The organism is Staphylococcus parequorum (assembly GCF_039237145.1).
Classification (GTDB): Bacteria; Bacillota; Bacilli; order Staphylococcales; family Staphylococcaceae; genus Staphylococcus; species Staphylococcus equorum_A.
The window spans coordinates 1,415,888-1,431,183 of sequence record NZ_CP150682.1; the positions used below are offsets into that span (position 1 = coordinate 1,415,888).

At 32.8% G+C, this 15,296-nt stretch carries 15 protein-coding genes, 8 tRNA genes and 1 riboswitch; of the genes, 17 read left to right on the plus strand and 6 right to left on the minus strand.

Features of this window, described 5'->3' with window-relative positions; genetic code table 11:
• Positions 1-62 precede the first annotated feature (62 nt).
• Positions 63-566: a signal transduction protein TRAP gene (locus AAA453_RS06855; RefSeq protein WP_285323448.1), complete on the minus strand. Its 504-nt coding sequence runs from the start codon at positions 564-566 to the stop codon at positions 63-65.
• A gap of 260 nt (positions 567-826) precedes the next feature.
• Between AAA453_RS06855 and hemE the strand changes: the two genes are divergently transcribed.
• The 13 genes from hemE (at position 827) to AAA453_RS06920 (ending at position 6,747) form a co-directional block, all read left to right on the plus strand.
• A complete protein-coding gene (hemE, locus tag AAA453_RS06860; RefSeq protein WP_069818066.1) occupies positions 827-1,861 on the plus strand; it encodes a uroporphyrinogen decarboxylase in 1,035 nt (344 codons plus the stop codon).
• Positions 1,862-1,945: 84 nt separating this feature from the next.
• A complete protein-coding gene (hemH, locus tag AAA453_RS06865; RefSeq protein WP_285323446.1) occupies positions 1,946-2,869 on the plus strand; it encodes a ferrochelatase in 924 nt (307 codons plus the stop codon).
• 17 nt (positions 2,870-2,886) lie between these two features.
• Positions 2,887-4,281 carry a protoporphyrinogen oxidase gene (gene hemY, locus AAA453_RS06870; RefSeq protein ID WP_427707006.1) on the plus strand — a complete coding sequence of 465 codons (1,395 nt, stop codon included), beginning with the start codon at positions 2,887-2,889 and terminating at the stop codon, positions 4,279-4,281.
• Positions 4,282-4,474: 193 nt separating this feature from the next.
• On the plus strand, positions 4,475-5,032 hold the full coding sequence (locus AAA453_RS06875; RefSeq protein ID WP_427707008.1) for an RBBP9/YdeN family alpha/beta hydrolase: 558 nt from the start codon (positions 4,475-4,477) through the stop codon (positions 5,030-5,032).
• 375 nt (positions 5,033-5,407) lie between these two features.
• Positions 5,408-5,479: transfer RNA gene (locus AAA453_RS06880), tRNA-Met, on the plus strand.
• 12 nt (positions 5,480-5,491) lie between these two features.
• Positions 5,492-5,567, plus strand: a tRNA-Asp gene (locus AAA453_RS06885).
• Between the two features lie 10 nt (positions 5,568-5,577).
• A tRNA-Phe gene (locus AAA453_RS06890) sits at positions 5,578-5,650 on the plus strand.
• Between the two features lie 20 nt (positions 5,651-5,670).
• Positions 5,671-5,746 (plus strand) — tRNA-His (locus AAA453_RS06895).
• A gap of 14 nt (positions 5,747-5,760) precedes the next feature.
• Positions 5,761-5,834, plus strand: a tRNA-Gly gene (locus AAA453_RS06900).
• A gap of 10 nt (positions 5,835-5,844) precedes the next feature.
• Positions 5,845-5,919: transfer RNA gene (locus tag AAA453_RS06905), tRNA-Asn, on the plus strand.
• Between the two features lie 3 nt (positions 5,920-5,922).
• Positions 5,923-5,994: transfer RNA gene (locus AAA453_RS06910), tRNA-Glu, on the plus strand.
• Between the two features lie 45 nt (positions 5,995-6,039).
• A tRNA-Ser gene (locus tag AAA453_RS06915) sits at positions 6,040-6,128 on the plus strand.
• A gap of 178 nt (positions 6,129-6,306) precedes the next feature.
• Positions 6,307-6,747: a carboxymuconolactone decarboxylase family protein gene (locus AAA453_RS06920; RefSeq protein WP_046465635.1), complete on the plus strand. Its 441-nt coding sequence runs from the start codon at positions 6,307-6,309 to the stop codon at positions 6,745-6,747.
• Positions 6,748-6,820: 73 nt separating this feature from the next.
• On the opposite strand, the gene AAA453_RS06925 is transcribed toward AAA453_RS06920, so the two are convergent.
• The 3 genes from AAA453_RS06925 to AAA453_RS06935 form a co-directional block, all read right to left on the minus strand.
• The gene (locus AAA453_RS06925) at positions 6,821-7,384 is read right to left on the minus strand and encodes a PepSY domain-containing protein (protein ID WP_427707010.1); all 564 of its coding nucleotides are present in this window, start codon (positions 7,382-7,384) and stop codon (positions 6,821-6,823) included.
• Positions 7,385-7,746: 362 nt separating this feature from the next.
• Complete coding sequence (locus tag AAA453_RS06930) at positions 7,747-8,019, minus strand: hypothetical protein (RefSeq protein ID WP_056935754.1); 273 nt, start codon at positions 8,017-8,019, stop codon at positions 7,747-7,749.
• Positions 8,020-8,027: 8 nt separating this feature from the next.
• The gene (locus AAA453_RS06935; protein ID WP_427707012.1) at positions 8,028-9,029 is read right to left on the minus strand and encodes a glycosyltransferase family 2 protein; all 1,002 of its coding nucleotides are present in this window, start codon (positions 9,027-9,029) and stop codon (positions 8,028-8,030) included.
• Between the two features lie 275 nt (positions 9,030-9,304).
• Between AAA453_RS06935 and menE the strand changes: the two genes are divergently transcribed.
• Positions 9,305-10,693, plus strand: a complete 1,389-nt coding sequence (gene menE / locus AAA453_RS06940) for an o-succinylbenzoate--CoA ligase (RefSeq protein WP_427707014.1) — start codon at positions 9,305-9,307, stop codon at positions 10,691-10,693.
• Between the two features lie 13 nt (positions 10,694-10,706).
• On the plus strand, positions 10,707-11,711 hold the full coding sequence (menC, locus tag AAA453_RS06945; protein ID WP_427707016.1) for an o-succinylbenzoate synthase: 1,005 nt from the start codon (positions 10,707-10,709) through the stop codon (positions 11,709-11,711).
• Here the strand turns inward: menC and yidD are convergent.
• Positions 11,708-11,944 (minus strand): membrane protein insertion efficiency factor YidD, encoded by a 237-nt coding sequence (gene yidD / locus AAA453_RS06950; protein ID WP_002507269.1) that lies wholly within the window; start codon positions 11,942-11,944, stop codon positions 11,708-11,710. The genes menC and yidD overlap by 4 nt on opposite strands.
• A gap of 62 nt (positions 11,945-12,006) precedes the next feature.
• Here yidD and ytkD point away from each other — a divergent pair, with 62 nt between their 5' ends.
• Together ytkD and AAA453_RS06960 are read left to right on the plus strand one after the other, a co-directional pair.
• The gene (gene ytkD, locus AAA453_RS06955; RefSeq protein ID WP_427707018.1) at positions 12,007-12,483 is read left to right on the plus strand and encodes an RNA deprotection pyrophosphohydrolase; all 477 of its coding nucleotides are present in this window, start codon (positions 12,007-12,009) and stop codon (positions 12,481-12,483) included.
• Positions 12,467-13,261, plus strand: a complete 795-nt coding sequence (locus AAA453_RS06960) for an alpha/beta hydrolase family protein (protein WP_427707021.1) — start codon at positions 12,467-12,469, stop codon at positions 13,259-13,261. Before ytkD ends, AAA453_RS06960 begins: the two co-directional genes overlap by 17 nt.
• Positions 13,262-13,312: 51 nt before the next feature.
• On the opposite strand, the gene pckA is transcribed toward AAA453_RS06960, so the two are convergent.
• Entirely contained in the window at positions 13,313-14,902 is a 1,590-nt protein-coding gene (gene pckA / locus AAA453_RS06965; RefSeq protein ID WP_046465628.1) for a phosphoenolpyruvate carboxykinase (ATP), read from the minus strand.
• Between the two features lie 175 nt (positions 14,903-15,077).
• Positions 15,078-15,190, plus strand: a riboswitch (SAM riboswitch).
• Positions 15,191-15,296 lie beyond the last annotated feature (106 nt).

Below are 15,296 nucleotides of genomic sequence, written 5' to 3' on the forward strand. Positions count from 1 at the left end.
TTAGATAGTTTATCTAGCGCATAAGAAACGACTTTTTATTTTAAAAATTGTAATTTCCAATATTAATTATCATCAATCGGGAATAAATATCTTTCGAAATAACTCGAATGTTGACGACTTGAGCCGAAGAACTGGCTTAATGCCAGCTTATCAAAGTTGTCTTTGAATAAAGACGAAGCTCTAAAATCTTCATAAGCATTTCTACTTTCGAAGCCAAAGTAAATCTTATATGTTAAACCTTGTTCCGGTTTTAAGAAACGATAACTTCTATAACCAGCAAATTGATTGAAATCAGTAGAAAAGCCTTCCAATTTTTTCTCTAATTGATAAGCATGATCTTCTGAAGTCGGAATAAATATTACTGAATAAAAGTTATTCTCATCTAAATCGCCCTCAGCCTTTAGAACTTCATAAACTAAAGGTTGTTTTAAAACGGATTGATTATCTGTTTCTTCAATGATTACTGAAGAGTCAGAAGCTGAAAATTGTAATAAGTTATGATCAGGGTTATTAAGTCTGATTTGATTCAAATAACCAAAAGTACCATAAGATGCATGAATTTTCATAAGATTTCCCCCTTGCTTTGTTTAAGAAAGTGCATATAACTATTATACTGTACTATAGATATATCTATGTTATCAAATAAATATAATAATAGTCTTTGATAACATTATAATAGATTTCTAAAAGAAAACAATAGTCAAATGATTAAGATGGTAAAAGTAGACTGTTTGTCTTTTTTATGACATTTTAACACAATGAAATACGGGGTATATAACAGTATGGTATTATAAATAAGAATGATTATAATGTAGGAGGATTCAAGGTGCATAATAAAAATAATACAATCCTAGATATGATAAATGGTGAGGCGGTAGACCACACACCAGTATGGTTTATGCGTCAAGCTGGTAGATCACAGCCTGAATATAGAAAATTGAAAGAAAAGTATTCTTTATTTGAAATTACACATCAACCTGAGTTATGTGCTTATGTTACACATTTACCAGTTGATAATTATAATACAGATGCAGCGGTGCTGTATAAAGATATTATGACACCACTTCAGCCGATAGGGGTAGATGTAGAGATTAAATCTGGTATAGGTCCAGTAATTCACAACCCTATAAAAAATATACACGACGTTGAAAAATTAGGAAAGATTGATCCTAAGCGTGACGTGCCATATGTTTTAGATACAATAAAAATATTGACTGAAGAAAAATTAAATGTGCCATTAATTGGTTTTACGGGAGCGCCATTTACATTAGCAAGTTATATGATTGAAGGTGGACCTTCAAAGAATTATAATTTTACTAAAGCAATGATGTATAGTGACGAAGCAACTTGGTTTGCACTTATGGATCATTTAGTAGACATGTCCATCACATATACCTCTGCTCAAGTTGAGGCTGGCGCAGAGATAATACAAGTGTTTGATTCATGGGCTGGGGCGTTAAATGTAAAAGATTATCGTTATTACATTAAACCAGCGATGGAGAAACTTATTAAGGGTATAAAAGCGAAACATGATGTACCTGTAATATTATTTGGTGTAGGTGCAAGTCATTTAGCACAGGAGTGGAATTCATTACCTATCGATGTATTAGGTCTAGATTGGAGACTCTCTATCAAAGAAGCTGGAGATTTAAATATCACTAAAACACTGCAAGGCAATTTAGACCCATCATTGTTATTAGCACCATGGGACGTTATTGAAGAAAGATTAAAACCAATATTAGATCAAGGTATGGAACATGGACAGCACATTTTCAACCTTGGACATGGCGTTTTTCCAGAAGTTAAACCAGAAACACTTAAACGTATAACAACATTCGTTCATGATTATACTAAGAGATAGTAGACATAAACACACGTCATCAAGAGTAACAATTTATTATGTCATATACATCTAAAATTTATTATACAAAAGGATGATTTAAAAATGACAAAAACAATAGGCTTATTAGTTATGGCATATGGAACACCATATCAAGAAAGTGATATTGAGGCTTACTACACAGATATTAGACATGGGAAAAAACCTACTGAAGCAGAATTACAAGACTTAAAAGACAGATACAAACATATCGGTGGGTTATCACCATTAGCTAATACAACCAATCGCCAAGCTGAAACACTTTGTGATGCACTAAACGAAGCTTACAGTGATGTTGAATTTAAATTATACATTGGTTTGAAACACATACATCCTTTTATAGAAGATGCGGTTCAATCAATGTATGATGAAGGTATAGAAGAAGCAGTTACAGTAGTATTGGCGCCACATTATTCTAGTTTCTCAGTTGGTTCATATAATACGAGAGCTCAAAAAGAAGCGGATAAATATGGTATTACATTTAAACATGTAGAACACTATTATCAACAACCTAAATTCATTCAATATTGGACAGAAAAAGTGAATGAGTCATTATCGGAAATTCCAGAAGAAGAACATAATGAAACAGTGTTAGTTGTATCAGCGCACAGCCTGCCAAAAGAACTTATTGAGCAAAATAATGATCCATATCCAAATGAATTACACCATACGGCACAATTATTAGAAGAACATTCTAATATTCTCCATGTAGCTGAAGGGTGGCAATCTGAAGGTAATACTGGTACACCGTGGTTAGGGCCTGATGTTCAAGATTTAACTAGGGCGTTATATAAAGAACATGGCTATAAAAATTTCATTTACACTCCTGTTGGTTTTGTATGTGAACATTTAGAAGTGTTATACGATAATGATTATGAATGTAAAGTAGTCTGCGACGAATTAGGCGTTAACTATTTCCGTCCCTCAATGCCTAATACGGATCCATTGTTTATTGGGGCAATCGTTGATGAAATCAAAAATGTTTATTAAAGGAAGCGTGAACTGTTTTGACTAAAAGTATTGCGATTATTGGTGCTGGTATTACAGGTTTATCAAGTGCATATTTTATTAAAAAACAACGACCTGACATTGATGTCACTATATATGAAGCATCTAATAGAACTGGTGGTAAAATTCAAACTTATAGAACTGAAGGTTACACCATTGAACTTGGGCCAGAATCCTATTTAGGACGCAAACAGATAATGACAGATATTGCTAAAGAAATTGGTTTAGAAAATGACCTTATTACAAACCAAACAGGACAGTCTTTTATATATGCTAAAAATAAATTATTTCCTATCCCAGGCGGATCAATTTTAGGTGTGCCAACTGACATTAAACCATTTTTAAAGACAAAATTAATTTCTCCTACGGGTAAATTAACAGCTGGATTAGATTTATTTAAGAAATCGATAGAAATGAACCATGATATTTCAGTAGGATCATTTTTCCGCCAACGTCTAGGGGATGAAGTGTTAGAAAACTTAATAGAACCTCTAATGGGTGGTATTTACGGTACGAATATAGATGACTTGAGTTTGATGAGTACTTTTCCAGAATTCAAACAAAGAGAAGAACAATTTGGCAGCTTAATTAAAGGTATGCGATATGAAAAAGAACAACGACAAAAACAACGTCAACTATATCCAGGTGCGCCAAAAGGACAATTCAAGCAATTCAGACATGGTCTGAGTTCATTTATAGAAGCTTTAACAAAATATGTTTTAAATCTAGGTGTCAAAATAGAGTTTAATACGCCTATTCAAGATATTATTGTTGCTCAAAAATCTTATGAAATCGTCACATCAGAAACGAAAACTGAATATGATGGTGTCCTAGTTACTACGCCACACCAAACATTTATGCAATGGTTTGGCAATGATCCTTCCTTTGACTATTTCAATACAATGAATTCTACGACTGTGGCAACAGTCGTATTAGCTTTTGATGAAGAAAATATTGAAAACACATATGACGGTACCGGATTTGTCATTGCGCGTACAAGTAAGACAAGTATCACTGCATGTACATGGACAAGTAAAAAATGGCCATTTACAACACCAGAAGGTAAAGTACTTATTCGTGCATACGTAGGTAAACCTGATGACACGGTCGTGGACGATCACACAGATGAGGAAATTGTAAATATTGTTAAAAAAGATTTGAGTCAAATGATGACATTTAAAGGTGCACCAGATTTCAGCATCGTGAATAGATTACCTAAAAGCATGCCGCAATACCATGTAGGCCATATAGATCGTATTAAAGAATTACAAACACATATTAAAACAAGCTATCCAAGACTACGTATTACTGGTGCCTCATTTGAAGCAGTAGGGTTACCTGATTGTATTCAACAAGGCAAAAATGCTGTCGAAGAATTAATAGCTGAACTATAATAGAAAGTTTAAAGAGCCGCTACTTCGATATAATAAGTTATTATATCGAAGTAGCGGCTTATTTTTATATTTTTAATTGTTGGATAATTTAATATTTATAATAATTGTGAGATACTTAATATATAGTGTAGTAGAAACGTATGCAGTAGCAATATAACAATGGTTTATGAGCTATTGTACAGGGGGAGTAGTTATGACAGATATTATAATTGTACATTCAAAAATTGGAGATGCCACAAATCATTGGTATAAATGGTTAGCTAATAATCTTATTTTAGAAGGTTACAATGTAACATTATTTGATTTACCAGTAGAAGAAAATGATAATCTTGAGCAGTGGGTGGAAAGAATGAAAGACCAGATCACTGTAAAAAAATATGAAACGTATTTTATAACACATGGTTTTGGTACTTTAGCATCACTAAAGTATATAGAAGAAATGAATATAAACCACATCGAAGGATTGTTTAGTGTTGCAGGCTTTATGGATGACGCGGAAGAAATAGATGCCTACATCGATCCTGAAACAAAAGCAATCGATTATGAGATTGTTAAAAATAAAGTAGATGAATTTTATGGTTTATGTTCTAAAAATGATGAATATGTATCGTATTTAGAAACTAAAAGATTAATGGATACATTAAATGGTGTATGTAAAGTTACAGAGAACGGTGGCCACTTTATAGAAGATGATGGCTTCACTACATTCACAATTTTACATGGAAAAATGCAAGGCATTATGAGTAAGTAATTTACTATTGTACATTAAAGAACATTATTTAGTTAGTTATTGTTCTTTAATGTACAATATTGAATGTAATGACATCACTATAAATGTAGTATTTAAGTATGAAAACAATAGAATTTTGTATAAATAAGGAACTAAAGATAAAATATTATTATTATATTCCTTTTTTACACAAAATAGTTTATAAAAGTTATTGACTAAAGTGTTGGAAATTTATATACTAAGTTAGTATTGATTGATAGGGGATGTGCAAACATCAATTATCGCATTAAAGTTTTAACTCCTGATTAAGCCAATGTAAATTACTTTTAAAAAGTTGTTGACATTAAGTAAAGATTCATGGTATATTAATTGGGTAGGCGTCATTAATAATATTACCGCGGGATGGAGCAGCGGTAGCTCGTCGGGCTCATAACCCGAAGGTCGGTGGTTCAAATCCGCCTCCCGCAATTTTTTATTTTAGGTCTCGTAGTGTAGCGGTTAACACGCCTGCCTGTCACGCAGGAGATCGCGGGTTCGATTCCCGTCGAGACCGCCATTATCATTATGGTTCAGTAGCTCAGTTGGTAGAGCAATGGATTGAAGCTCCATGTGTCGGCAGTTCGACTCTGTCCTGAACCATTTTTTTAATATTAGTTTTGGCGGTTGTGGTGAAGTGGTTAACACATCGGATTGTGGTTCCGACACGCGTGGGTTCGATCCCCATCATCCGCCCCATAATGATTAATTAAGCGGGTGTAGTTTAATGGGAAAACCTCAGCCTTCCAAGCTGATGTTGTGGGTTCGATTCCCATCACCCGCTCCATTTTAATTATTCCACAGTAGCTCAGTGGTAGAGCTATCGGCTGTTAACCGATCGGTCGTAGGTTCGAGTCCTACCTGTGGAGCCATATGGCCCCGTGGTCAAGCGGTTAAGACACCGCCCTTTCACGGCGGTAACACGGGTTCGAGTCCCGTCGGGGTCATACAAACAGAAGTGAAATATCGCTTCTGTTTTTTTATATTCTATTGGAGAGTTGTCCGAGTTGGCCGAAGGAGCACGCCTGGAAAGTGTGTAGACGTCACAAGCGTCTCGAGGGTTCGAATCCCTCACTCTCCGCTATTTGATTATGATTTCCCTCATTACTCATCATTCCTTAGAATGTTGATGTAGTGGGGGTTTTTTATTTCGTCTAACTATTAAAAAGATGGGTACTAAACAAAGAAATTGTGATTTTTAAATTTAAAAACTATACTAAATTAGAAAGCTTGAAAATCATAATTACGGGGGCTCATACTTGGAAAATAGAATAGATTATTATGAAATTGCTAGGGAAGAAATGGCATTAATTATGGATTTGGAAAAACAATTAAAGAAAACATCTATTAATAGAAAGTTACGAGAGTTGATTAAAATACGTGTTTCTCAAATAAACGGCTGCGCTTTTTGTATTGGTATGCATACTGCAGATGCTAGAAAAATGAAAGTATCAGAAGAAGAAATTTATTTATTAAACGCATGGCATGAAACAAATATATATTCTGTAAAAGATAAACTAGCTTTTAAACTTGCAGAAGCAGTGACAAATATTACTGTAAATGGCGTTACAGAGGAACTATTTAACGAAGTTCGTAAAGTGTATACAGAAGAGGAGTACACAGACTTAATATTAATCATTAATCAAATTAATATGTGGAATAGATTATCTATTTCTATGGGGAATAAACATATCGTGTAAGTCATAAATTTATAGAAATAATAAAGGAGAATCAATAATTTAATATTGATTCTCCTTTGTTATTTAGTGCGTTTTAATCATCTTGTTCATTGTTTAGTACATCGCCACTTTTAGCATCTATTGTGATTTCGTGCTTAGTACTATCATCTTTTAGGTCTAAATCGTAAACGAGTTTGCCATCATCTTCAGATAGGGACCATTCTTTGATGTCGCCATCAAATTCTTCTTGTCCTTTTTTGATAGCATCTTTATAATCGATGGCATCACTATATTTAAAGGCTTCATTTTTATTTACTGAATCTTCATTTTCAGTGTTTTTATTTAAAACTTCTTTGTTTTTATCAGAAATGATAACTTCTGATTCTTCACCATTTTTTTGTTGCTCTATTTTATAAGCCCATTCACCATTACTCTTTTCATAAGAGATACCTTTTAAGTCTTGTCCGCTATATTCATCTTGTGCTTTTTTAATAGCATCTTCAGGGCTTGTTTTGATTTTATCTAAAGCAATAACTTGTTTATCTGTATCTTTATTACTAGAATCCTCAGATTTAGTATCGCTCTCTGAATCTCCATTACCACATGCTGTAAGCAAAATACCTGATAGTGCAACCGCAGTCACCAATTTTAATTTCATTTTTATCTCTCCTTGTAAATGATTCATTAACAAGTATATACCCATTAATAATACTTTTAAACTATAAAATAAAAGAAAAAATAGTTTTTTGAGGGATTTTAGCGTGGAAAAATTTATATTTTTGAATATAAATAACTAAAAATGATAAATTAAACATATTTTCTATTTATGATATTCCAATTTTGAAAGCACATGTTTGTCTGCTTTTTTTATAATGTGACTCAGTTAATGCTGCCAATGGAAACTTCGATGTTCATATCAAACAATGCTATCACCCATGTAGTTAATTAAATTGTTGAAACAATTTTAGGAATAGAATACAATCACTTAAATGACTCGTTAACTTATCATCTTATAATGATTTAAAATCTACAAGATACACGGAGAAGAGGGGTATTATTAAAATTAAATTCTCCTTTTAAATCATGAATGTTTATATGACTTTTTAAATTGCTAATACTTGCTATTTTATACCCATTCATCATTAATATTGGTGTTTTATTTTTGTTCCATTTAACTGAAAATGTAATTTGCTCATAATTGGTGAATATCCATTCAATTTTTTCTTTGTTTAGTTTTAAATCTTCTTGCTTCAATGCTAAGTAATGTCTATTTTCATAATTAAAGTTTTCCAATTATATCTTTAACCACCTTTTAATATTTTATCTGCAGTCATCACAGCTAATAGGTTATTTTGTCGTATAGCCTCTAATTTTAAATTAAATATAGGTGTTACATATGTATCTGCGGTTCTGGGAACTTCATTTATAGTTTTTGATAAATAGTTAAGCCATTCTTTTTTCTCTCTATAACTCATTTTACTAATTGAAAAATGCTTATTCTGTCCATGTCTAAATAGTCTTGTCGTATACTTCGCTGCAAGTTTGTCACGGAGCACTCGCTTTTTGTATACTTTACTGCAATATATAGCGTTATAGATATTACTTATAGTAGAAAAATATTGTTTTGGTGTGCTTTTCTTAGTAGATAGATGATTTTTTTTCGAGAAATCATTCACAACAATGTAGTATTCATAATCAGTTTTAATAGAATAATTTTTTGAATTCATTAGGAATTCTATAGTGAAAAGTTGATCCTCTGCAGTTTTAGCATTTGTTTTAAAACGAATTTTATTTTTATGTATAATATTACTTTTAAACATCTTTAAAACTGATAATGCATAAAATAAACTGTTTTCTATAATATCTGCTCTTGGCACATTACCATTTTCAAACACTGCTTTCGGAACACCTCTACCTTTTCCTTCCACACCATACTTACCAATAATTAAATCACTATTATTTTCTTTCCCATATATGTAAAGGTCCTCTAACGCTCTTTCATGCAAGTAATCATCAGAATCTAAGAAGAAAATGTACTCCGAATTACTCATGCTTATGCCTTTGTTTCTTGGAGCACTTGCGCTTCCTGTATTTTTATTTAATCTTTTAAATTTTATTAAATGCTTATAATTAACCCAATATGCTTTAATAGTTTCAATGGTTTCAATATCGTTTGAATGATCATCTATAATTATTAATTCAAAATCTTTATGACTCATAGTTTGATTTAGAATTGAATCGATAGTACGAGAAATCATTTTTCCATTATTATATGTAGGCATAATGACACTAATCATTTTCATAAGAAATCACTCCTTTAAACTAAAATAGCAAAGTTAAATATGAGATGGAATAAAGTTTAGTAAAGTGTGAAAAATATAACGGTAAATGTAAAAAAACATATGTATGAAAATTCAAAAGCTATTTGAAATAATAACAAGCTTTAAAAATTAGAATGTGTGACTAAAAATTTAACTTATAAAACCTTTGCGTAGTCATAACATTAAAGTGAAGATTTGGACCATGTTAAATAATAATAAAAGCGTTATAATATAATATGAGATGGAGGAATGTAGGCGTGGAATTTTGGTTGAAAAAACAAGCAGAACTAAATGGTGAAAAGGTGTTTATAGATGATGGCACAAAGCAAATTTCATTTAATAAGACCTATCAATATGCTTCGAGATTAGCATATCAATTAAAACAATTAGATAAGCCAAGAATTGGATTATATATCGATAATTCGATAGCATCTGTCATTTTAATTAATGCAGCGTGGCTAGCTGGAATTGAAATTGCTATGTTAAATACAAGGCTGACTAAGAAGGAAATGCTTGCACAAATGGCATCAATTGAGGTTGATACTGTGATAGCACGTGAGCCAATACAATTAGAAGGTATTCATATAGTTAATTTTGAAAACTTATGGACTTATTTGGATGATAAGCAATTTGAAGCTTCATTTTCAATAGAACGTATTGCATCAATTATGTTTACATCAGGGACAACAGGGCCTCAAAAAGCTGTGCCACAGACATTTAGCAATCATTATGCAAGTGCAAGTGGTTGTAAAGAAAGCCTTGGGTTTGATCAGAATACTAAATGGTTATCGGTATTGCCTATTTATCATATTTCAGGATTAAGCGTAGTATTAAGAGCATTAATTGAAGGCTTTACAGTTCGTATAGCATCTAAATTTAATTCTGTAACTATGTTAAATATTATAAAAGAAGAATTACCTACACATGTGTCACTCGTACCACAAACCTTAAAATGGTTAATGGATGAAGGGTTTAATCAACCTTATCATGTTCAAAAGATATTACTTGGTGGTGCGAAACTCTCTAGTGCTTTGATTGATCAAGCACTTCAAAGTAGATTGCCAATATATAATTCCTTCGGTATGACAGAAACGTGTTCACAGTTTTTAACTGCCTCACCAGAGATGTTAGCACATCGTTATGATACAGTAGGGAAACCGAGTGAAAATGTTGATGTAAAAATTAAAGCTCCAAATACGCAAGGTCATGGTGAATTGTTAATCAAAGGAGATAACGTTATGCAAGGTTATCTATATCCTGAAAATAAGCAAGATACTTTTGAAGCAGGCTATTTTAATACTGGTGACATTGCAGAAATAGATGACGAAGGTTATGTCATGGTTTATGATCGCAGAAAAGATTTAATAATCAGTGGTGGAGAAAATATCTATCCTTATCAAATTGAGTCAGTTGCTAAGAATTATTTTGGCATAGAAGATGCGATGTGTGTCGGCATAGAAGATGATACTTGGGGGGAAGTCCCATATTTATATTACGTTGCGAATATAACAATATCTGAGGCGCAATTATTAGAACATTTCAAACAAAATTTAGCAAAATATAAAATACCTAAGCAATTTGTACGTGTTGAATCATTACCCTATACATCAACAGGAAAGCTACAGAGAAACCGTTTGAAACTTTAAATTCGAGGTGGATATGAAATTACAAGCAGTGAAATTATACGAATATAATACTAGTTTTAAACATGCTATTGTGACGCCGAAAATTAAATTGAGTTGCCGGAAGGTATTAATTATTGAATTAATTACTGATACGGAGCAACATTATTTTGGTGAATGTAATGCTTTTGAGACGGATTGGTACTCACCAGAAACGATAGAAGTTGTACGCTGCCAAACTGAGAAATGGATTAAACAATACCAAAATGAAACGTTTAATCATTTTGGAGAGGCACAAGCAACATTAGGTTGTTTGATGGCATATCCAGCTACAAGAAGCATGCTAGTAATGGCTTTTTATCAAATGTTTTATGAAATGCATTCATTTAATGTTCCTTATGGCGCAACAGTCAGTGGTTTGACTGAAGGGAATTTAAAGCAACTTGTAGATACCCAACCACAACGTGTTAAAATAAAATGGTCACAGCATATACTACAAAATATTGAAATGTTAAAACAATTAGATTTTCAACCGGATATCGCAATAGATGCGAATGAATCTATTCAAGATAATGAGTCGCACAAGTTAAAACAACTGGCTAATAAATCATTACTCTATATCGAAGAACCTTTTAAATCGTTAGATAAACTAGAGGCTTTTACTAAGTCTGAACTACCACCAATCGCAATTGATGAAAAAGCATTATCTCAAGATCAAATTATGGAAATCATTGCTAATAATCCTATTGATGTAGTTGTGTTGAAACCATTTAGATTGGGTGGCGTAGATAAAGTATTAGAAATCATTAACGTATTAAAAGCAAAAGATATCAAAATTGTTATCGGTGGTATGTATGAATATGGATTAAGTAGATATTTCACCGCATTGTTAGCTCAATTTGCTGACTATCCAAGCGATATCACACCAGAAGGTTATTATTTTAAAAATGATATAGTAAATAATGCAGGCATATTAAAAGGAGATTCAATATATTTTGAACCTCCTGTTGTTAATACAGCACAATTAAAGCGCGTTTATTAATCTTTTTTCTTTTCTTTTTTCTTTAATGGTACTGGGTCAAAGCCACCTTTATGAAGTGGATGGCATTTCGAAATTCTTTTAACACCTAACCACGTACCTTTAAATGCACCATAGACTTGTATCGCTTCTCTCGTATATTCAGAGCAAGTTGGATAGAAGCGACATGTAGCAGGTGTCATTGGCGAAATGAAACGTTGATAAATACGTATAAGTCCTAGGAACAATGTTTTCATTATAATTTTGCCTCCAACAAATAACTTAGCATAGATAGTTTAACATAATTAAAGGGAGAAGGATGAACGTGAAGTTTAAAGATAGCGAAAATGATGATGTGTTTTTATCATATAAAAATGACGAAAATCATGCTGATGGTAACCATGTCTTGATTATACCTATATTTCAAGGAGAGTTGCTGTTTACCAATCATAAATTGAGAGGTATAGAGTTTCCTGGTGGCAAAAAAGAAATAGGAGAATCCAGTGAGGTAGCAGCAGCTAGAGAATTATTTGAAGAAACAGGTGCAACGATAAAAAAGTGTAATTATATTGCGCAATATCGTGTAGAAAGACAAAATGGATTAAGCTTTACTAAAGATGTATTTATGGTTGTCGTTAAGGATGTAGCGCAACAAAACGACTATTTAGAAACAAATGGACCTTTATTTTATAATAATGTTTATGATATTCCAGAAGAACGTAAAAGCTATTTATTGAAAGATGCAGCAATTTTACAATGTTTAGAGAGAGTGATGGAGCTTGGATTTTATTCATAGAAAACGTATGCCAGTTGAATCATCAACACATTTTTTTGAAGAAGTCACATATCGTGTCGATGCGTTAAAAGTGCGTGGCCTCTTAATGGCACCTAAAGCTAATGTTGAAAGAATTGTAATTTATTTACGAGGTGGAAAAGGGCAAGTAGGTATGGTACGTACAGGACGTTTAATGCAATTTGCAGACGATCATACATTAGTTTTCGGTCCATATTATCGAGGGAATAATGGCAGTGAAGGAAAAGATGCATTTTACGGTGAGGATTTAAACGACGTTACTGTTGCTATTAGAATGTTAAACCAAATGTATCCAGAGGCACATATTCACATGATTGGATTTTCTAGAGGTGGTCTACAAGGATTATTAACATTTCAAGATTTACCAATATCTAGTTATATAATTTGGGGTGGCGTCTCTGATATATATTTAATGTATGAAGAGCGTGTAGACTTAAGAGGAATGCTTAAACGTATGATTGGTCATCCTAAAAAGAATGCTGAAGCGTATAGGCAACGAGATGCAGTTTCTCAAATTACTGAGGATAGCCCACCAATTTTAATAGTTCACGGTGGAAAAGATCATCAAGTTGGTATTCATCAAGCGTATTATTTAGCGGAACAATTAAATCGTATAGGTATGACTTATCGTACATTTTATCAAATGGAAGAAGGACATATTCCTAGACCTTTTGCATTAAAATCTACATTGTCGACCATCAAACAATGGATGACAGATGTTGAAGTCCAGCATATTAAACAAAATTATAATGAAAAATAAAAGACATGAACTACAATGCTTTCGTAGTTCATGCCTTTTTATTTATTTAACTTATTTGAAACCGCCATTGTTAGCTAAATCTTCTACTTCTGTACCAAATTTTTCGAAATTATGTTTAAAACGGTTAATTAAATCTTGGGCTTGCTCTCTATATGCTTCTGGCTTACTCCAAGCATTAATAGGGTTTAATAATGTCTGTGGTACACCTTCAATTTCTACTGGGATATCTAATCCGAACATATCATCTTTCATATATTCAATTTCACTTAATTGCCCAGTAATAGCTTGGTTTACCATTTGTCTTGTATAGTTAAGGCTAATGCGACGTCCGAGCCCATATTGGCCACCAGTCCAACCTGTATTAACTAGATAAACATCTACACCATGTTTATCAATTAAATTTCCTAATAAATCTGCATATACTTTTGCGTTGAGAGGTAAGAATGGTGAACCGAAACAAGTTGAAAATGATGGTTCTGGCTCTGTGACACCACGTTCTGTACCAGCTAATTTAGCTGTGAAACCACTAAGGAAATGGTACATCGCTTGATCTTTAGATAGTTTAGAAATAGGTGGTAATACACCAAAAGCATCAGCAGTTAAGAAAATAATTGTATTCGGATGTGCTGCTTTAGATGGTGTCACGATATTATCGATATGATCAATTGGGTAGGCAGCTCTAGTGTTTTCAGTGTAGTAGTTATCATCGAAGTCTACATCACCATCTTCATCGACAACTACGTTTTCTAAAATAGTACCATATTTAATTGCGTCGTAAATTTGCGGTTCTTTTTTATATGAAAGGTTAATTGCTTTAGCATAGCAGCCACCTTCAATATTGAAAATGCCGTTTTCATTCCAACCATGCTCATCATCACCAATCAGTTTGCGTGTTGGGTCAGCAGAAAGTGTTGTTTTACCTGTACCGGATAAACCGAAGAACAATGCTACATCACCTTTATCGCCAACGTTAGCCGAACAGTGCATGCTCATGATTTTATCTTTAGGGAGTAAGTAGTTCATTACTGAGAAAATTCCTTTTTTCATTTCTCCAGCATATTCAGTGCCACCAATCAATATCACTTTATGTTTGAAAGAGGTAATTATAAATGTTTCGGAGTTTGTGCCATCAACTTCAGGAACTGCTTTAAAAGAAGGTGCTGAAACAATAGTGAAATCTGATTTGATTTCGCTAGCTTCTTCTTTAGTACTTGGGCGAATGAACATATTTTGTGCGAATAAATTATGCCAAGCTAACTCATTAATGACAGTGAGTTTTAATTGTGAATCTTCATCACTACCTGCATAACCATTAAATACATAAAGTTCATCTTTTTTGTTTAAATGGGCTAAAACTTTATCATACAAATTTAAGAACGTTTCTTCTTCGATAGGTTGATTTATGTTTCCCCAATCGATGTCATCTCTATAAGATGGTTCATTTACAATAAACTTATCTTTTGGAGAACGACCTGTGTATTTACCTGTTTTAGCGTTAATTGCTCCAAGTTCAGTCAATGCACCTTCATCATTATTTAAAATTTTGTTATACAACTGTGTTGTAGATAGTTGAAATAATGATGATGGTTTCTCTAATATACTTTCAATCTTGCTTGTGTATGTGTATGTATCTACCGCCATACTAATCCCTCCAACGCTATTTAGTTAATGTAAGCCTTTACAATTAAAGAGTATAACACATATGAATTAATAGTCCACATCATATTAAAAGGAATTTTAGAAATTTTAAATAAATATTAATAATTGTTAAATTGACAATATATCATAGATTAGGTACTATAGGACTTAACGGATTCTCTTATCCTGAGTGGCGGAGGGACATGGACCCAATGAAGCCCAGCAACCTCTTCTTAATACGAAGAAAGGTGCCAAACCGTTTGCAGACATATATCGTCTGAACGATAAGAGCGAATGGACGTATAAGGGCCTTCTCTCTATTTAATATAGTGATGAAGGCCTTTTTTAATGAGCTCAACAGAGAGAGAATTTTCGTAATTTAAAACTAAAGGAGCAA